Here is a 19,536-nt window from a genome sequence, read left to right as displayed (position 1 = left end):
ACGCCCTAAACCTTTAACCTTATTCATATTTAAGGGCATCAACTGGGTTTGCTTTTGCCACTTTTACCGATTGAATGCTGACGGTTAAAACGGCGATTAGCACCGATAAACCGATGGCGATAACAAATGGTAAAGCTGAAATTGATATCCGATATTCAAAACTTGACAGCCATTTATTGATAATGACATAAGCCAAAGGAAACGCAATTACGTTTGCTATCGCCACCAGTTTGATGAAATCTTTATTTAAAAGTGCAAGGATGTTCGTTGTACTTGCACCTAAAACTTTACGGATGCTGATTTCTTTTTTGCGCTGTTCGGCCATAAAAAGGGCTAATCCTAATAAACCTAAACAAGAAATGAAAATGGCAAAACCACCAAACCAGTTTGAGAGTGTACCCAAAAGCTTCTCGTTTTGGAATTTAACTTCAAAAGATTCATCAACAAATTTTCGCTTAACCGGATAATCAGGTTCTATTTGTTTGATTAAGTTATCCAATGCATCAAGTGATGTACTGATATTTTGATTGGGATTTAGGCGAACTAAAATTACTTGAACATCATCCATATAACTTGGATAGAAAATCATTGGAGCAACTTTTTGGTAAGCACTTTCCACTACAAAATCTTTTACTACCCCAACATTGGTTTTTTCTACACCCCAATACCTAATTTTAGCACCAATCGGATTTTTAAGATTCATCATTTTTACAGATGCTTCGTTCAGCATAATGCTGTTACTATCTCTTTTCGATACGGTTTCTAAATCTCTGCCTGCAACCAAATCGGTTCCAATGGTTGCAATAAAGTCGTTTCCAATTCCTCTGTTATTAAATAAAATTGATTCGTTTTCCGATTTACCTTGCCAATGCACATCTGTGGTATTATTGCCACTTTCTGTGATGTCTTTGCTAAAAAAAGTTACCCCAGTTGCTGCACCAGATTTTAACATTTGAGCTTTAAGCAATTCTAATTTACTGCTGTTCCCCATTTTACCCTGAACGGCAATTTGTACCAGATTAGATTTATCATATCCGATGGGTTTATTTTTAACATAGGATAACTGTTGATAAATAACTGATGTACAAACAATTAAACAAGCAGCAAAAACAAATTGAACCACAACTAAAACTTTTCTGATGGAAACCGATGAATCGGATTTAATTTTCAATCCTTTCAACACCTTTATCGGTTCAAAAGATGAGAGATATAGCGCTGGGTAGCTTCCAGCCATAAAACCTGTAAAAATCATCAAACCTAATAATGTTCCCCAAAAAGTAAGGCTCCTGTAATCGATTTGTAGTTTAATATTTAGCAAATTGTTAAAATATGGCAAACTAACTTCTACAAAAATGAAAGCAAAAACACCTGCAAGTATGGTTACAAATACCGATTCGAGCAGGAATTGACCAATGAGAGATTTTCTTGTAGAACCAATTGCTTTGCGAATACCAACTTCTTTTGCCCGGCGTTCGGAGCGAGCTGTAGATAAATTCATGAAGTTTACACAAGCAATTAAAAGAATACAAAAAGCGAGTAAGAGGAATATTCTAAGCTGTTCGATTTTACCTCCTACCGATTTTCCGTTTTGAAAATCATCATACAGATGCCATTTGGTTAAGGGAAATAAAAGTGCTTCGGCAGTATTGCCTTTTTGGTTACGCTTATAAATGCCTTTCATATCGGCATTTGCATCGGCCAGAAACTTATTGTCTTTAAGTTGAACCACTGTAAGGCACATATTATTACCCCAGTTTGCTTCACGAGCCCATTGTTCGCGTTTTAAAAATAACGACCACGGAGCCAAACATTCGAAAGTAATGCTGCTATTTTCAGGTACATCTTCAATTATAGCCTCTACTTTTAATACATCTTGGTTTTCTAACTTAACGGTTTTATTTATCGGATCTTCATTCCCAAAAAGTTTCTTTGCTAAAGTTTCAGTAAGTATAATCGTATTTACCTCTTGTAAAGCCTTTTCAGGATTTCCTTTTAAAAATTTATAGTCGAATATTTTTACAAAGTTTGGATCTACAAAATTTAGCTTAGCACTTATTTTATTATCGCCTACGGTAATTAACTTCGGACTTGGATAGCTCGCATGCGATGCATATTTAACACCGGGAATTTTAGCCGCAATCTCATTCGCCATTACATTTGGTGTCCATGCCCAACTAAAAATTTTACCGTTTGCAGGTGCGTTCTGATAAACTACATAAGTTTTATCAGCATTTGCATAATGTTTATCATAACTCCATTCATATGCAACATACAAAAGCAAAATCATGCAACTGGCCAAACCAATAGCCAATCCACCAACATTAATAATGGTAAATCCTTTATTTTTCCAAAGGTTTCGCAACGCGATTTTTAAGTTTATTTTAAACATGGTAGTATCAAGTATTTAGTATCAGGTATCAAGACTTAGCAAATCGCTTTAAAATCTTATCGTCATTTAGTATCAAGTAGTTAGTATCAAGATTTTTCAAATCGCTTTAATCTTTCAGCTTTAGTCTATCTGCTTCTTTAAGCGCCCTATCCGAATCTTCCCATCCAGGAAGATTCGATTGGCTATCATTAAACTAAAACTATTTTTATGGTTGAAACATTTATATTGTTTTAAAAGGCCAAGCCTTGTAACAGATAACTCGCAACCTTTAACTCAATTAAATCAATTCTTCGTTTCTGCTTTTATTTATCTTTTCAGAAATCACATGACCATCTTTCAAGTTGATAATTCTGTTTGAAAAACTTGCATCGTGGCTGGAGTGCGTTACCATTACGATGGTGGTTCCCGTTTCATTCAATTCGCAAAGTAATTCCATAACCTCGTTACCGTGTGAGCTATCCAGGTTACCTGTCGGCTCATCGGCTAAAACCAATTTCGGTTTGGTAACCAGTGCTCTTGCAACCGCAACACGCTGCTGCTGACCACCTGACAGTTGTTGAGGAAAATGTCCGCTTCGGTTTACGATATTCATCCTTTCGATGATTTCGTTAACCAATTTTTTGCGTTCAGTTGTTGGAATTTTATTGTAAATCAATGGTAATTCGATGTTTTCGAAAACCGTTAACTCATCAATTAAGTTAAAATTCTGGAAAACGAATCCCATATTTCTTTTACGGAAATTAGAACGCTCTCTATCGTTCAAGGTTAAAAGTTCTGTATCGATGAATTTATAACTTCCGCTTTCAGGCTTATCCAATAAACCCATTACATTTAACAAAGTTGATTTTCCGCAGCCCGATGGTCCCATGATGGAAACAAATTCGCCAGCTTTAACATGAAGATTAATTCCGTTTAATGCCGTAGTTTCTACTTCTTCAGTTTTGTAAACCTTTTCTAAGTTTTCTATTTTTATCATGAAGCGATTTATTTGATAGTTAGTTTGATGTTATTTATTTGCGCATTTTTTAGTTCAACTTCAAAATCCTTTTCCCCAAGTTTTTTGTGATAAATTTTGAATTTATAAACGCCGGGCTGTAATTGTATTTCAGTTGTTTCGGTTTTTAATGTGATATTAAACTTAAGTTTTCCATCCTTAACCAGTTGAATTTTTTCAATCAGAGATAAATCTCCAACGGCTGTGAATTTCGCTTTTGCATACGCTGCATTGGTATTCTTTGCAGATTTACTGTAAATATTCATTTCATAATTCACGCCATTTTTACTATCCATCCAGTTAGCCTCTTTCTTAAAAATGCTCTGTGAATAACCGAAAATCGAGAAACAAACTAAAGTTGTTGTTAATAAAATTTTATTCATTTTTCTATTTATTGATTTCTACTTGGTCATATTGATTAAACTGATCGTATGATGATGTAATTACCTCATCACCTTTTTGTAAACCATCTAATATTTCGTAATACAGGTAATTTTTTCTTCCGATTTTGACGTTTTTCTTAATCGCTTTACCATTGTTTACCACAAATACCCACGAACCACCTGTACTTTGGAAAAATTGACCTTGAGCAAGCAATAAAGATTTGCTGTTATCAGATAAGGTTAATTTTGTTTGAAGTGATAAACCGCGTCGTAAACCATCAGGAGCTGCACCTTTGAAAACCAATTCTACCTGAAACTGCCCGGCCGTAACCTCTGGAATTACTTTGCTAACGGTTAGATTATAAGTTTTACCATTAAACTCACAAGTAGAAGTTTGTCCCTCTTTAACACGATTGATATAATATTCATCTACCCCAGCCTGCAATTTATAACCCTGTAATACATCAATCTTTCCTATCATTTCGTTGGAGTTGTAAGATTTACCAATTACAGGATCGTAAGATGATAGTTTGCCCGAAACAGGAGCTTTAATGGTCATATTTTCGATATTTTTACGAATCATTTCCAAACTTTCATTCATCTGCCCCATTGATTGGTCGATTTGTGAAAGCTGCATTTTTCTACTTTGATTTTCTTGCTTTACCGCCTGGCGAACAATCTTTAGCTTACCTTGATAATATTCGTAATCCTGACTTGATTTATTAAATTCCTGAAGCGTAATTACTTTTTTGGCAAAAAGCGAACTATCTAAACGGTATTGACGGGCAGCAGTTCTTAAACTATTTTCAACATCTAAAACATCTTGATTTAAAACCCTTTGATTTTGTTCCAGGTCCAGTCTGGATTTGCGCAATTGATTAATTTGCTCTGTCGCTGCCGTTTGGCTTGAGGTGTAACTCAACATTGCATTCGAGTTGGAAATTCTTAACAATGGTGTTCCTTTTACAACTGAAGCACCATTCTCCGTAAAGATTTCGGCCACCGTACCACCTTCCGATGAACTTACAATTACAGAAGTTAAAGGCACCACGCTTGCATTTAATAACACAACATCTTCAAAATCGCCGTACTCTACTTTGCTAATGGTCAATTTTTCGGCATCGGCACTATATGTTTTTTTCAATGATAAAGTGTAGCCATAAATTACAATCGCCACGAAAGCAATTGCGCCACCTATTATAATTAAGGTTTTTGTGCTAAATTTTTTCTTCTCTATCTTTTTGTCCATTGTTCGGTTGTACTGTTTGATTCCTTATTAACCAAGCTTGTGCCAAACCAACAAAACACATTTAAAATACTAATTACCAGTTAATTATAATATTTTATTATTTTAAGCTGTTCATTTTCGAACAGTTTATGTGCGAGAGTGGACAGTTTAGGTATTTTTGGAGAAAGAACCTCACCCCTTTATCCCCTTTACACATAGGTTCAAAGCAATTACCGCAACTTCCCTCTCTTAAAGGTGAAGAATAGCACAAAATAACAAATACTTCTACCTTTACAGGGTGAGGTTTTTAAGAAATGATAAATGCAAATAGGTTCAAAGTACTTTATCTTTAAATCCCTCTCTTCAAGGAGAGTGATAGCACAAAATAACAAATACCTCTACCTTTAACAGGGTGAGGTTTTTTAAAATTTAAATTCATGTTAGACGCCACAGTACTCATTATCGATGATGATGACGACATCCTTTTAAGTGCCCGCCTGTTTTTAAAACAACAGGTTAAGCAAGTAATTACCTGCAAATCTCCCAAAGAAATTAATGTTCTATTGAGCAAAAACGAAGTTGATATCATTCTGCTCGACATGAATTACCAGAAAGGTGCAAGCGATGGTCGCGAGGGTTTGTATTGGTTGGAACATATTTTATCGATTGATAAAGATTATGTTGTTATTTTAATGACAGCCTTTGGAAATGTTGAGCTTGCTGTTAAAGCGATTAAGAAAGGTGCTACAGATTTTATTCTTAAACCTTGGGAAAATGAAAAACTTTTTGCTACTATATCTGCGGCTTCTAAACTTCGAGAATCGACCAGAAAAGTTAAAAAACTAGAGAAAATCCACACTTCGCTCCATAAAGACATGACCCGTGGTTTCGAGCATATTGTTGGTGAGGCTGATGGGATAAAACAACTTCAAAATACCTTACTTAAAGTTGCACCAACTGATGCTAATGTATTAATATTGGGCGAAAACGGTACAGGAAAGCAGGTTTTTGCTTATGAAATTCATGGAAATTCGCAGCGCAAAAATCAGGTTTTTATGCATGTAGATTTGGGTTCGCTAAATGAAAATCTTTTCGAAAGTGAACTTTTTGGTTATGCAAAAGGAGCATTTACCGATGCCAAAGAAGATAAACCGGGTCGTTTTGAATTGGCAGATGGAGGAACAATATTTTTAGATGAGATTGGAAACCTAACCCTGCCACTGCAAGCGAAATTATTAAGCGTTTTACAAAACAGAACCGTTACCCGATTGGGCGAAAGCAAAGAGCGCAAAGTTAATATTCGATTGATTACGGCAACCAACATGCCTTTAAACGAAATGGTGACCAAGAATACTTTCAGGCAGGATTTACTTTTCCGAATTAATACCGTTGAATTGCTATTACCACCATTAAGAAAACGTGGAAAAGATATTCTCCTTTTGGCCAATCATTTTATGCAGGTTTTCAGTTCGAAATATCATAAAGAAACCCGAATTTTAGGTTATAAAGCTGAAGAAGTTCTGCTAAATTACAAGTGGCCAGGCAACGTTCGTGAGTTGCAACATGTTCTTGAAAGAGCTGTAATTATGAGTGATGGAAATGAAATTTCTGAAGAAGATTTACAATTAAGTCCGCAGCGGTTTGCACAAAATATTGCCATGCCCGACGAAATGGCGCTTGGTGATATGGAAAAAATGATGGTACAAAAAGCCATTGATAAACACAAAGGAAATATATCAAAAGCAGCGGCAGAATTGGGTTTAACAAGAGCAGCACTATACAGGAGAATCGAGAAATTCGGAATTTAATTTAAGGCAAAGGGTAAAAAGGTAGAGGGCGAAAGGTTTATTTCGCATAAAACCCTCAACCTCAAAACCCTCAACCTTTAACCTTAAAATATGTTTTATAAACGCTTTACTTTTCGTTTAATATCGAGGTTGGTCCTTATTAACTTATTGGGCTATCTATTATTTTATTTGGTTAAGAATACCCAATTATGGTTTACGATTATTGGCGTAAGCTTGATTTTATTGGGTTCAATTATTTCTCTTTATTATTACATTAACGAAATCCGCTCGGATATTAAGCGTTTTATTTTAGCAGTAAAAACCCGCGACCATACCCTCAATTTTAAAAACAAAGCTACAAAAGGAAGTTTTCCTGAACTATATGAATCTTTTGGAGAGATTCTTCAGGTGCACAAACAAATCAGGATGGAACAAGAAGCCATGTTTCAGCTAATTAAAACCATTTTAGAACAAGTTCCTGTTGGGGTTATTGTAGTTAACAACACCAAAACCACCCAGGATAGTGAGGAAATCGCATTTTTTAACCAGGCGGCATCAAATTTATTGGGTGTTCCTGCATATAAATACTGGCACCGTTTACAACAACACCTACCAAATTTCGCCAGCGAAGTCGACCAGATTTCCTCGGGTGGAAAGCGCTTTTTGGAATTAAAAATCCAGGATAAATTGATTCAGCTATCCACTGAAGTAATTCCTTTGAATCTTTACGGAAAGAATTATACCATCATCAGCTTCCAAAATATAAAAGATGAAATTGAGCAAAAGGAAACCGAAGCATGGAACAGGTTAATAGGTGTAATCTCTCACGAAATATTAAATTCAATCACGCCGATCAGTTCCCTATCCGACACCATTAACAGTATGGTAACCAATAAAGAAAATCTCGATTTAGATGAAATGGAAGATTTGAAAACAGCCCTCCAAACCATTAAACGCCGCTCTTCAGGCTTGTTGGATTTTGTGAAGGATTACCGATTAATTGCAGAATTACCAACGCCAAATCTGGAATCTCACACCATCGGCGAAATTCTTAAACATATCAAAGTGTTGATGCAGCCTTTTGCAAAGGTTAAAAACGTGGTATTGGATGTGGAGCAAACTTCTTCCAAAATTACTGTTCAGCTGGATTTAAAATTGATTGAACAAGTGCTCATTAATCTCATCACCAATAGCATTTATTCAGTCGAAGAAAACGAAAACCCACATATTTCAGTAAGCTATCGCCTCGAAAATACCAAACTCTACATTGATGTAACCGATAACGGAAAGGGAATAGAAACTGCTGATTTAGAAAAGATATTTGTTCCTTTTTACACCACACGAAAAAACGGTTCGGGCATCGGTTTAACCATTAGTCGCAACATTATGAAAATGCACCGCGGAAGCATTGAAGTTATTTCAACGCCAAATGAGCAGACAACCTTCTCCCTGTTGTTTAATTATGTCTAATTTAACACCAGATTTTTAGAGATAAATAGACATTAAAATCAATTTTTCCTTTTCTGTATTCATCCTTTTTACATTTGATTAATATTTTCGTTTAATCATTTCAATGTTTCTTTTCAAACAAAATCCAAACAAAAGATGTTTAAATGGCTTTTATTTATGTGGATACATAAAATATAAGCATGAAGACAGTTATAATATCGAACAGACTACCCGTTAAAATCATCGAAGAAAATAACGAGTACACGTTTATCCCCAGCGAGGGCGGCCTTGCTACAGGATTAGGCGACGTGTACAAAAACGGCAATTCCATTTGGATTGGCTGGCCAGGAATCGAAGTTCCTGAAGAACGACAAGAAGAAGTTATTCAAAAACTTGGGGCACTTAATCTCTACCCAGTTTTCCTTACTCAAGAAGAAATTAATTTATACTACGAGGGCTTTTCAAACGAGGTTTTATGGCCCGTTTTTCACTATCTCGTTACCTATGCACATTACGAACAAAATTATTGGGATTGCTATAAATCAGTTAATGAAAAGTTCGCCAAAAGCGCCATGAAGGTGCTTAACAGAAGTGATAAAATATGGATTCAAGATTACCAATTACTTTTGTTGCCAGGCATTTTAAGAGAAAAACTACCTCAATCAACCATTGGGTTTTTCCAGCATATCCCATTCCCTTCTTACGAAATATTTAGACTAATTCCCTGGCGGGAAGAATTGCTGAATGGCTTAATCGGCGCAGATTTAATAGGTTTCCATACCTATGATGATGTTCGCCATTTCATCAGCACGGCAACGCGTTTACTCCCTGTCAATTCATCATCAAATGTTTTAAATAGTAACGAAAGGCAAATCGTAATCGAAGCTTTTCCAATGGGAATTGATTATGATAAATTTTCTTCATTAACCTCGACAGATAAAGTAAAAAAGGAGATTGCCTATTTCAGAGATGGGAAAGAAGACATGAAAATCATTCTATCTATCGATAGATTGGATTATAGCAAAGGCATTTTAGAGCGTTTAAAAGCCCTGGAATTATTGCTGCAAATTCATCCCGAATACATTGGCAAAATCGAGCTATTTATGATTGTGGTTCCATCGAGAGATACCGTTCCACAATACAGCGAACTCCGCGATCAGATTGACCAATTTGTTGGAAATCTAAATGCCCGTTACCGTTCGATGAACTGGATTCCTGTAAATTATTTTTACCGGTCTTTCCCTATTGAAGTTTTATCGGCACTTTACGCATCAGCTGATATTTGCCTTGTTACACCTATGCGTGATGGAATGAATCTGGTAAGTAAAGAGTACGTGGCTAGCCGGAATAATAATGATGGTGTACTCATTTTGAGTGAAATGGCGGGTGCTTCAAAGGAATTAACTGATGCATTATTGGTTAATCCGAACAACCTTGGTGATATTATAGAGGCAATTGTTGCAGCCTTAAAAATGCCTTTAGATGAACAAGAACAACGCATGACGGCCATGCGTGCAACTGTAAAAAAATTCAATGTTAAGCATTGGGTAAACAATTTTATTTTAAGATTAAACGAAGTGAAAGATTCTCAAAAATCATTACAGACAAAACATGCGGTAAATTCTGTTAACGAAATTATCGCCGCACAATATGCAAATACTAACGATAGAGTATTGTTTTTAGATTATGATGGAACGCTAGTAGATTTTACCGGCAATATCGATGATGCCTCACCTGATGATGAATTATATGATCTGATTGAAAACCTTACACTCGATTCTTCGAATAAAGTTGTGATTATTAGTGGACGGAGAAATGAAACTTTAGAAAGTTGGTTCGGCCATTTAAAGGTTGATTTAATTGCCGAACATGGTGCATGGCAGAAAACCCAAGGCGAAAAATGGAATTGTTTACCATTATTAACCGACCAGTGGAAAAGTGAAATAAGAGCACTTTTAGAAACCTATACTGATCGAACTCCAGGTTCTTTTATCGAAGAAAAAAGTTACTCGATGGTGTGGCATTACCGCAAAGCGGAAGAAGGATTGGGTGATTTAAGGGCAAATGAAATTGTAAGTCACATGAAGATTTTAGCTGCTGATAAAGGTTTACAACTAATGCCGGGAAATAAAGTTATTGAATTTAAAAATATTGAAGTGAATAAGGGAAAAGCAGCGTTGAACTGGCTTTACGGTAAACATCCTGATTTTATCATGGCGCTTGGCGACGACCATACCGATGAAGATATTTTTAAGGCACTTCCTAATGATGCGATAACCGTAAAAGTTGGAAATAACTTATCTGAAGCGAAGTATTATCTTAATGATTTTAGAGAGGTAAGAAAATTACTCTGGAGTTTGGTTAAGGAAGAATTCGTGGAGAGGGGCTAACTCAATTAAACTCTAAGATTCCCAATCAAGTGAGAATGATCAATTGCTAACTATATTAAAAGCAAAAAAATCCCGCAGATTAAAAAGATAACCGCTAGAAACAATTAGCGTAAATCATCTTAATCTGTGGGAAAAGTAATTCAAACTATAGCCTAATGCATCTGTTCGTATTCTTATGAATCGCAATAAATAATAGATATACAATTATTAAGTGATTTGTCAGTCTGAGCCTGTCGAAGAACTTCTTAAAAAGCATTTCGACAAGCTCAATGTGACAACCTCCCCCGAAATCAGATTTTGACTATAAAAACACCGGTCTATCTAATTTAATTGCAATGCGGTAGGCAGCATTCATTAAACCAACATGACTATAAGCTTGCGGGAAATTCCCCCACTGACTTCCAGTCTTAGCATCAACATCCTCACTAAAAAGCAATAAGTGGTTGCAATACTTAATAATGTTCTCGAATTCTTTTATAGCCTCATCAATTCTACCTACACAAGCTAATGCTTCCACATACCAAAAAGCACATATTAAAAATGTAGTTTTCGGCTTTCCAAAATCATCAGCATGCAAATAGCGATAAAATAAACCATCTTCCGTTTTAAGCTCTTTCTCTAATGCAATTAAATGATCTTTTGCTCTTTGCGAATTTGGATCAAGATAATTCATCATAATTAATTGCAAGGTACTCGCATCTAAATGCGGACTATCAACAGCGTTTGTATAAACTTTTCTTTCAGGATCGTAGCATGCTTCAATGTGAGCTGCAGCCTTTTCAATCAAAACCTGTGCACGTTCTTCAAAATCTTGGTTACCAATTGTTTTCGCCATTTTTAGTGCTGCTTGCGCACCCGCCCACTGAAACAAATTACTGTAGCAATGCATATTGGCAATATTCCTGAATTCCCAAATTCCGGCATCCTTTTCGTCAATAGTCCTTTCAATTTTAGATAGGACACTTTCAATCCATTTTATTGAATCACTTCGTTCTGAAAACACGAAACGATGATCGGTATAAAGTGGTAGCATCGAAGTTAATACCTGTCCATAAATATCATTTTGAATATGTTCGTAAGCTTGATTTCCAATCCTGACCGGCTGTTCTCCTAAATATCCCTCAAGATGATCTAAAGTCGTTTCAACGATTTCTCTTTCGCCCGCAATTCCGTATAAAGGCTGATAACGGGTATCTTCCGCATGAGAAATATCTGATAAATAGCTAAAATACTTCTCCATTTCTTCGAAATGACCAATATGATTCAATGAAGTTAATACATAATGAGAATCACGCAGCCAGCAATATCGGTAATCCCAATTTCTGGTACTCCCCGGCGATTCTGGCAAACTGGTGGTACTCGCCGCTATAAATGCACCCGTATCTTCATATTGATGAATTTTTAAAACCAAAGCTGATCTAATTACAAACGGTTGGTAAAATCCAGCTATAGATGAATGTTTAATCCATCTTCGCCAATAAGCTACCGTATCACGAAGAAAATTTTCGGCGGTAGTAACCACTGGTGCCTCCAGATTTTGACCATAAGTCATGATCAGATATTTAGCTTCGTTTAATACAAAAGCTTTTTCATCAAGAATGTAATTGATAGATATATTGGTACTTAAGCGTACATTTTCATCGCAACCAGCATAATCAATGTGATTACTGCCACGACTTGATTTCATTTTACTTTTGCCATACTCGCAAACAGGTTCACATTTAATGGTGATACGAGGATTACCTTTCAACGGTTCAATTTTACGAATGAACATAAGTGGCTTAAAATAACGTTCGTAAAGATGAAATCTAGGTGCAAAATCTGTAACGCGATATTCACCATCTTCTGCAGTTATTTCGGTTCTTAAAACATTGGTGTTTTCAATATAGTATTGAATGGAAGTATATTCTCCTTGAGGTAAGATAGAAAACTCTCCCCCTTTTTTCTTATCCAATAAACTTCCAAAAACGAAAGGGCTATCAAAACGTGGCCAGCAAAGCCATGATATATCAGTATTTTTATTTACATGTGCCATAAATGCACAGTTTCCTATTATTCCTGTTTGATAAAGGTGCTGTTCAGCCATAAGCTATTTAAATTTGTTTATTAACCTAACAAGCCTATGCCGAAAATGTTGGAATTAATCGGGATTTTAACGGAAAAGCATTTTTTTAGTGCAAGATCGTTTATAAATAAGCCAGGTTAGAGTGTAATCTTTTGCTTCATCTTATGTGCTGTCAGACAATGGTAGAGTTCGTCCTAACGTTTTAGGAATGCATCTGCAACCGATGAAAAAGATTCCTTGTGCCTTTGAATAACAATAGTAAAAAATTGCAATGGAAAGCAAGATTACAATCGGCAATGAAATAACTGAGCTTTCACTTTCAAAAACCTCTCCCTGACAAGGTAGGTAATTTGGCTAATGACTACTATCACTCTCCTCAAAGAGAGGAACAAAAGTTGGTGCTTTTAGTCTCGGGTTCAAATTACTGAACTCAAATCCATCTCTTTTAGGGGAGGGAATGCACAAAATAATTTCTTGCACTAATCTTTGATAGGGAGCGGTTAAAACAAAAAAGCCAATCTGAACGATTACAGACTGGCCTTTTAATAATTAAAAGAATCTTAAATTACGGTTCCACTAGGCAAAACGGCACCTTTTTTCACAACAACAATTCCATCTTTAACAGCATATGTATCAAAATCTCCATCTTCTAAATGGTTTCCACCATTAATCTTAACATCGTTACCAATGCGACAGTTTTTATCGATTATGGCGTTATTGATATAGCATCGGTCTCCGATACCAATAAGTGAATTCCCTTTACCATTTTCAGATTCAATTTCCTCAAGCGTCTGGTATCTATCGCTACCCATTACATAAGTATTAGTTACCACAGTATGTTTGCCGATACGGGCACGAATACCTAGAACAGCATGTTCAATACGGCTTGCCTGAATAATACAGCCTTCTGCAATAATAGCCTTTTCTAATGTAGTTCCCGATATTTTCGAAGGTGGCAACATCCTTGCACGAGTGAAAATAGTATGGTTACTATCAAACATATTAAACTTTGGAATTTCATCAGTTAAGCCAAGATTAGCTTCAAAAAACGATGAAATATTACCAATATCAGTCCAATAGCCTTCATACTGATAACTTAATACACGACTTTCAGTAATCGCTCTTGGTAAAATTTCTTTACCAAAATCTTTTTCATCGTCATTTTCGTTAAGAATGTTGATTAAATATTCACGATTGAATACGTAAATACCCATTGATGCTAAGAAATTTCTACCCTCTCCCTGCATTTCAGCTCCAGTATCAGATACCCAATCTTCTAAACCTGTTTTTGGTTTTTCGATAAAAGAAGTAATCATGTTTTCTTCGTCAGCTTTTAAAATACCAAAGTCGGTTGCATCTTTTGCAGTAACCGGTATTGTTGCAATGGTAATTTCGGCATTGGCTTCGATATGTTTTTCGATCATATCTTTAAAATCCATCTGATACAATTGATCGCCAGATAAAATCAAAATGTAATCAAATTCATGCGAAACAATGTGGTGCATACACTGGCGCACCGCATCTGCCGTACCTTGAAACCAACCAGCATTTTGTACGGTTTGCTCTGCCGCTAAAATATCAACAAAAGCCGTACTAAAATGGCTAAAGTGATAAGTGTTTTTAATGTGTTTATTTAGGGATGCCGAATTAAACTGGGTCAGCACAAACATACGGTGGATGCCAGAATTTAGGCAATTAGAAATTGGGATGTCTACCAACCGGTACTTTCCTGCAATTGGAACTGCAGGTTTAGAACGTGTTTGCGTGAGCGGCGATAATCTAGAGCCCTGGCCACCGCCAAGGATAACGCCTAAAACTTTGTCAGTCATGTTAAGCTATTTTAATATTTGGTATAATTCTATGTAGTTCAGCGCTGCCCTATCCCATGAATGATCAATTTTCATCATGGTTTTACGTATCGCTTTAAAAGTTTTTTTATCGTTATATATATCTACAGCCCTATTTATTGCATGGGTAACATCCCAAATACTGGTTTGATCATGGCATAATCCAAATCCACCATCGCCAATATCAATTACGGTATCTCGCAAACCCCCAACCCTGCGCACAATTGGAACTGTCCCGTATCGCAAAGCATAAAGCTGATTCAATCCACATGGTTCCACTCTTGATGGCATTAGCAAATAATCAGCTCCTGCATACATCTCATGCGAAACCTGCTCATTATAGCCGATATAAGCATTGTATTTACCACCAAAAATATCTTTCAGTTGATTTAATCTTCCTTCAACCCAATTATCGCCCGAGCCTAAAACCAGTACATTGATGTTGTCGCCATGTTGTTGTAGTGCTGTGTAAAAAATATCCGGCAATAAATCAGCACCTTTTTCATCAACCAATCTACCTATAAAAGTAAAAAGTGGCTTTGATGAATCTAATTGAAAAACATCGCAAAGCGCCTTTTTGTTTGCCAGTTTACCCGCTTCAACCGTTTTTAAATTGTAACTTTTTGAAAGCATTGGATCTGTTTCAGGATTCCAAACTTCCGTGTCAATTCCATTTAAAATACCAGAAGATTTCCAGCGCTCCTGCCTTAATAAGCTTTCTAAACCACGAGCATTATCCATCATTTCTTCCAGGTAACTTGGTGATACTGTGGTAACTCTCCAAGCACATTTTATGGCAGATGCAAGTGGATTTATAGCATCTTCCCAGCCCAACAAACCACCTTTCCACAAATCAAATGCTGGTAAATAATATAATTTATCCCAACCAAACTGTCCTTGATATTGTGCATTATGAATGGTTAAAACTGTAGGAACTTTACTTAAGACGCTATATTTTAAGCAATTAGAAACCATAAAAGGTATTAAACCTGTATGATGGTCGTGGCAATGAATAACATCTGGGCGATGTTCCCACTGGGCAATCCAATCTAATGTAGCAATTTGAAATGCAACAAAACGTTCGGTATCATCTGCATAGCCATAAACATTTGGTCTATCAGTTAAGCCCTGAATATGAACAATGTATAAATCAAACCCTAGTTTATTGGTCTTTTCTCTTAAAACGCGATAGGAAAAATGGTGATTCCCGTAGTTTGACCAAGCATCGTAAGCCACCTCAAATTCACTCTCCCGAACAAACTTGGTTTCATAGGCAGGAACAACCACTTTGGCAATGTGGCCTATTTTATTTTGGTATTTTGGTAAGGCCCCTACCACGTCAGCTAAACCGCCAACTTTCGCAACAGGGTAACATTCGGCGCTTATATGTATAATTTCCATCAAATATTTGGTGTAGATAACTTTGTTAAGTTAGTAATTGTTTTCTGATTTGGAAATAATTCAATATTAATTTTTAGGGTCAGTGCATCGTACAGATTTATAAGTTAATGGCTGATTAAAATAAACTTAAAAGTAATTGTTTGCTGATTTTTAGAAAGTGAAAGTTCATCACATTTGGCTGGGTATGGCCCTGCTTTTCGTTGCAATACCCGAAGAGAAATCGGGATATTTCCACTTCAATCAGGCTTATTAAACAATGGTAGATTTATAATTAGCCACCTAGCTCATAATCTGTGAATATTGGTATAATCTATAGGAAACTTAGCTAAACAAAAAAAACCGCCAGGATTACACCAGCGGTTTTAACAACAAAACAAATATATGATTCTATTACCCTTAGTATTCTTCAGCTATAATTTCGTAAAAGTCTCTGATGGGTTGAAACTGCGGATGTAAAGAAACCACATCACCAAAAACCAATAGCGCTGGTGCTGTAATTTTTTTATCCTCAACCACTTCAGCAATGGTATCTACAATGCCAACAGCGATTTTTTCATCAGGTGTGGAGCCATTTTGAATTACAGCTACCGGCAATAAGCCTTTACTTTCTCCCTGGAAAATTGCTGCAATTTCTTTCACTTTTTCAATGCCATTTAAAACCACAATTGTAGCCTTTGTTTTTGCAGCGATGTACAAGTCTTCAGAAATTTCTCCTTTTGAATTGGTTCCGGTAACTGCCCAAAAACTCTCACTCAAATCCTTGTAAATCATTGGGATTTTCTGCAAACTTGGTGCCCCGGTTGCACTTGAAATACCCGGAATAATTTCTGTAGGAATGCTGTAAGATTCTGCAGCATCTATTTCTTCGTAACCTTTAGCAAAGAAAAACGGGTCGCCACTTTTTAAACGCACCACATGACCATAGTTTAAAGCGTAATCAATGATGAGTTTATTAACTGCATCTTGCGAGAAATCTTCATCATCAGTACGTTTACCTACATAAACTTTCGGAATACCATCTGGCGCATAACACAGTAAAGCTTCGTTCACATTTGCATCGTACAAAACAACATCAGCTGTTTTTAATGCTTTAACACCTTTTAAACTAAATAAATCCGGGTCGCCAGGACCAGCACCTATTAATGTAATTTTTGGTTCAATGTTCGCTTTTTCTACTTTACTTAAAATCATACCAGAAGATATTAGCTCGTTTTTAAATGATTAATTATTCAAATATACAAAGTCTATAGAAATTGTAGTAATTTATTTTAAAATAATTTTTATTGTGCGTATCGTCATTGCGAGGCACGAAGCAATCTTAATGGGAAGGCTTTTATTTAACCCTAGTAGGGAGATTACTACGTACCTCGCAATGACGACAGTTCTTGACTTTGTCATTCTGATGAATCGATTAGCATTGAAGCTCAAAATTGATGGGAGCAGACAATTCATATACGTTAAAGCTTCATTATAATTCAAAGATTTCTCGGCTGCGCTCGAAATGACAGTGAAAGTTGAGTTTAGAGAAAATAGTGTGAATGGGGTGCAAGCCAAGAATCTTTACAAATCAATTATACATCGTCATCTCGATTGTAGCGCAGCGAAACAGAGAGACCTTTTAAATTAGACATCTCACATTATTCAAAGAATTCCATGCCCAGGGTCGAAATGATTGATAATTAACAAACAAAAAAGGCCTTAGCAACATGCTAAGACCAATTATAATTGAGATTGCTTCGTGCCTCCAAATGACGAGCAATCAATTTTATTTCTATTAGGAATTATTTGCAAGGCACTTCTACAAAAGTAAATTTACCTGCTTCGTAGTTAATTGGTTTGCCCTTAACAAAATACGATCTACCTAACGTGGTTTCTATTTGCCCCACGCCCATAACTAGCTTTCCATCTTTCTTTAAAAACGCCAAAGGGTTTGTGTAAGCTTTTGTGGTATCAGCGCCTGTATTGAAGCGATAGTCTACCAATAATGTATCACCACTAAATTTACCTTCAATCGTTCCTCTGTTTTGAGGCTTTTCGCCATATTTAACCAAGAGCGAACCTGTTACTTTGCCTGAAGACATCGTTTTCACAATCATTGCAGCGCTATCTTTTTCAAATGCTGCAGCATAACAGGTTTCATTTGTTACTGAATCGAGTTTTTCTTTAGATGCATTCTCTGATTTGTTCTGGCTGCAAGCAAAAATAAGCGGTACTGCTGCAAACGCTAAGTAAAGGATGTTCTTTTTCATCATTCTAGTTTTAAATGAATAACTATTTTAAGTTAAATATAAAAATAGGATGAATGGTTTTCATTATTTCCATAATAAAATGTTACATCAAAATATAATTTTCTGGGGTTAGTGCAGGTGGCAAATCGGTTTCATCCAACATATCTCTCATGTCGATTTCTATGGTTCTCGAGATATTCGTAATCGGAACATCGTTCGCATTGCCCTCAAAAGGATTGGAAGAGCTTTCTCCGACTACATCTAAAGAATTAAAAACCCAGGTTAGTAAAATAGCAAAAGGAATATTTAACCAAATTGAATATCCTTCGATTAAAGTTCCATTACCTAACTTATTGAAATCATTTAACAAACCATAAGGAACTAAAAACACAAACAGATTTAGCATAATGGTTGCTATGGAAGAAAAGTGACGAGGATACGGAAAATTTTTGATTCGCTCGGCCTTACCTTGATTATCGTAAAAGTTGCTTATGGAATTTTGTAAATTTTGAAGCTGTAAATCGGTAATATTTCCAGATTTAAATAATGTATTGATATGTTGAGATTGCAAAGCCATGATTTGAGTTGCCCTATTTTTCTTCGTTAAAACGTAGCTCAATTCATCCGGAGATAGATACTTTGCCAATACTACTTCCAACTTATCAATCTTTTCTGCAATATGATAATTTCTGGAGTATTCGATGTTTCTCCAATCATCCATATTTTCCCAGGCTCGTGGTTCTCTTAACTGAAAACGCAGAGCAGTAAGCCATGCGAAATGGCGATAAAAAATTTCTTTTACATCAGTTTTTCTATCTTTTGTTGCTAAGAAATCGCGAACCATTACTGCAAATGCCCTGCTCACGTTAATGATGCCACCATAAATTTGCCTTGCTTCCCACAACCTCGAGTAACTGGCATTATTTTTAAAGCCGATTATAAATGATACAGCAGTACCCAAAAGTGCTACGGGAACCCACGAAATAGAGAGAAATGTAAAATTGCAGAAGTGATAAAGTATAGTGGGTATTAATGCGAGGATAGTTAAACGATAAATATCGCGACGAGTCCATAGGATAAACTCTTTTAAAGAATATTTCTTTCCGGCATGCATATAAAATTAAGTTTTAGTTTGGGATCTAATCTGAGGGATAGGCGAAGATAGAGAAATTTGTAAAATTTGGTTGTGGGTTTTTGAGAACTTTAATAGCATGGTTAACCTGCGTAATATAAACCCGGTTGAAATGGAAATACTCCTATGATTAATATTAGTCATTTAGCATAGAAAAGGCCAAAGCTTTCCTTTAGAGCAGCAGACATTTATTATCTGCCGTTCTTCCGGACATTTCTTTCTCATTACAAATATAATATTTTG

At 36.0% G+C, this 19,536-nt stretch carries 13 protein-coding genes; 3 read left to right on the top strand and 10 right to left on the bottom strand.

The window, feature by feature from the left end:
* Nucleotides 1-19: 19 nt before the first annotated feature.
* From LUA91_RS00065 to LUA91_RS00050, 4 genes are all read right to left on the bottom strand, one after another.
* Nucleotides 20-2,389, bottom strand: a complete 2,370-nt coding sequence (locus tag LUA91_RS00065; protein ID WP_231423914.1) for an ABC transporter permease — start codon at nt 2,387-2,389, stop codon at nt 20-22.
* Between the two features lie 277 nt (nt 2,390-2,666).
* Entirely contained in the window at nt 2,667-3,365 is a 699-nt protein-coding gene (locus tag LUA91_RS00060; protein WP_231423913.1) for an ABC transporter ATP-binding protein, read from the bottom strand.
* Nucleotides 3,366-3,373: 8 nt separating this feature from the next.
* Nucleotides 3,374-3,766 carry a hypothetical protein gene (locus tag LUA91_RS00055; protein WP_231423912.1) on the bottom strand — a complete coding sequence of 131 codons (393 nt, stop codon included), beginning with the start codon at nt 3,764-3,766 and terminating at the stop codon, nt 3,374-3,376.
* A 4-nt stretch (nt 3,767-3,770) separates the two neighbouring features.
* The gene (locus LUA91_RS00050) at nt 3,771-5,015 is read right to left on the bottom strand and encodes an efflux RND transporter periplasmic adaptor subunit (protein WP_231423911.1); all 1,245 of its coding nucleotides are present in this window, start codon (nt 5,013-5,015) and stop codon (nt 3,771-3,773) included.
* Between the two features lie 416 nt (nt 5,016-5,431).
* Here LUA91_RS00050 and LUA91_RS00045 point away from each other — a divergent pair, with 416 nt between their 5' ends.
* The 3 genes from LUA91_RS00045 to LUA91_RS00035 all read left to right on the top strand — a co-directional run bounded on the left by LUA91_RS00045 (nt 5,432) and on the right by LUA91_RS00035 (nt 10,620).
* Nucleotides 5,432-6,802 (top strand): sigma-54 dependent transcriptional regulator, encoded by a 1,371-nt coding sequence (locus tag LUA91_RS00045; protein ID WP_231423910.1) that lies wholly within the window; start codon nt 5,432-5,434, stop codon nt 6,800-6,802.
* A gap of 168 nt (nt 6,803-6,970) precedes the next feature.
* Complete coding sequence (locus LUA91_RS00040; RefSeq protein ID WP_231423909.1) at nt 6,971-8,251, top strand: PAS domain-containing sensor histidine kinase; 1,281 nt, start codon at nt 6,971-6,973, stop codon at nt 8,249-8,251.
* Between the two features lie 179 nt (nt 8,252-8,430).
* Nucleotides 8,431-10,620 (top strand): bifunctional alpha,alpha-trehalose-phosphate synthase (UDP-forming)/trehalose-phosphatase, encoded by a 2,190-nt coding sequence (locus LUA91_RS00035; RefSeq protein WP_231423908.1) that lies wholly within the window; start codon nt 8,431-8,433, stop codon nt 10,618-10,620.
* A gap of 301 nt (nt 10,621-10,921) precedes the next feature.
* On the opposite strand, the gene LUA91_RS00030 is transcribed toward LUA91_RS00035, so the two are convergent.
* From LUA91_RS00030 to LUA91_RS00005, 6 genes are all read right to left on the bottom strand, one after another.
* A complete protein-coding gene (locus LUA91_RS00030; protein WP_231423907.1) occupies nt 10,922-12,706 on the bottom strand; it encodes a glycoside hydrolase family 15 protein in 1,785 nt (594 codons plus the stop codon).
* A 539-nt stretch (nt 12,707-13,245) separates the two neighbouring features.
* Complete coding sequence (locus LUA91_RS00025) at nt 13,246-14,514, bottom strand: glucose-1-phosphate adenylyltransferase (protein ID WP_231423906.1); 1,269 nt, start codon at nt 14,512-14,514, stop codon at nt 13,246-13,248.
* A gap of 6 nt (nt 14,515-14,520) precedes the next feature.
* Nucleotides 14,521-15,933 carry a glycogen synthase gene (locus tag LUA91_RS00020; protein WP_231423905.1) on the bottom strand — a complete coding sequence of 471 codons (1,413 nt, stop codon included), beginning with the start codon at nt 15,931-15,933 and terminating at the stop codon, nt 14,521-14,523.
* 396 nt (nt 15,934-16,329) lie between these two features.
* Nucleotides 16,330-17,124, bottom strand: a complete 795-nt coding sequence (gene cobA, locus LUA91_RS00015) for a uroporphyrinogen-III C-methyltransferase (RefSeq protein WP_231423904.1) — start codon at nt 17,122-17,124, stop codon at nt 16,330-16,332.
* 590 nt (nt 17,125-17,714) lie between these two features.
* Entirely contained in the window at nt 17,715-18,182 is a 468-nt protein-coding gene (locus LUA91_RS00010; protein ID WP_231423903.1) for a hypothetical protein, read from the bottom strand.
* 82 nt (nt 18,183-18,264) lie between these two features.
* Entirely contained in the window at nt 18,265-19,275 is a 1,011-nt protein-coding gene (locus LUA91_RS00005) for a bestrophin family protein (RefSeq protein ID WP_231423902.1), read from the bottom strand.
* Nucleotides 19,276-19,536: the final 261 nt, after the last annotated feature.

The sequence above is a fragment of the Pedobacter sp. Leaf250 genome (genome assembly GCF_920984735.1).
In the GTDB taxonomy this organism is placed as follows: Bacteria; Bacteroidota; Bacteroidia; order Sphingobacteriales; family Sphingobacteriaceae; genus Pedobacter.
The sequence above is the reverse complement of the archived record's forward strand: the minus strand, read 5'-3'. Positions and strand labels throughout refer to the sequence as shown.

Excerpts from the sequence above, each read along its gene's own strand:
- LUA91_RS00065 (WP_231423914.1), bottom strand. The coding sequence starts at position 2,389 with ATGTTTAAAATAAACTTAAAAATCGCGTTGCGAAACCTTTGGAAAAAT.
- LUA91_RS00060 (WP_231423913.1), bottom strand. The coding sequence starts at position 3,365 with ATGATAAAAATAGAAAACTTAGAAAAGGTTTACAAAACTGAAGAAGTA.
- LUA91_RS00055 (WP_231423912.1), bottom strand. The coding sequence starts at position 3,766 with ATGAATAAAATTTTATTAACAACAACTTTAGTTTGTTTCTCGATTTTC.
- LUA91_RS00050 (WP_231423911.1), bottom strand. The coding sequence starts at position 5,015 with ATGGACAAAAAGATAGAGAAGAAAAAATTTAGCACAAAAACCTTAATT.
- LUA91_RS00045 (WP_231423910.1), top strand. The coding sequence starts at position 5,432 with ATGTTAGACGCCACAGTACTCATTATCGATGATGATGACGACATCCTT.
- LUA91_RS00035 (WP_231423908.1), top strand. The coding sequence starts at position 8,431 with ATGAAGACAGTTATAATATCGAACAGACTACCCGTTAAAATCATCGAA.
- LUA91_RS00030 (WP_231423907.1), bottom strand. The coding sequence starts at position 12,706 with ATGGCTGAACAGCACCTTTATCAAACAGGAATAATAGGAAACTGTGCA.
- LUA91_RS00025 (WP_231423906.1), bottom strand. The coding sequence starts at position 14,514 with ATGACTGACAAAGTTTTAGGCGTTATCCTTGGCGGTGGCCAGGGCTCT.
- LUA91_RS00020 (WP_231423905.1), bottom strand. The coding sequence starts at position 15,933 with ATGGAAATTATACATATAAGCGCCGAATGTTACCCTGTTGCGAAAGTT.
- cobA (WP_231423904.1), bottom strand. The coding sequence starts at position 17,124 with ATGATTTTAAGTAAAGTAGAAAAAGCGAACATTGAACCAAAAATTACA.
- LUA91_RS00010 (WP_231423903.1), bottom strand. The coding sequence starts at position 18,182 with ATGAAAAAGAACATCCTTTACTTAGCGTTTGCAGCAGTACCGCTTATT.
- LUA91_RS00005 (WP_231423902.1), bottom strand. The coding sequence starts at position 19,275 with ATGCATGCCGGAAAGAAATATTCTTTAAAAGAGTTTATCCTATGGACT.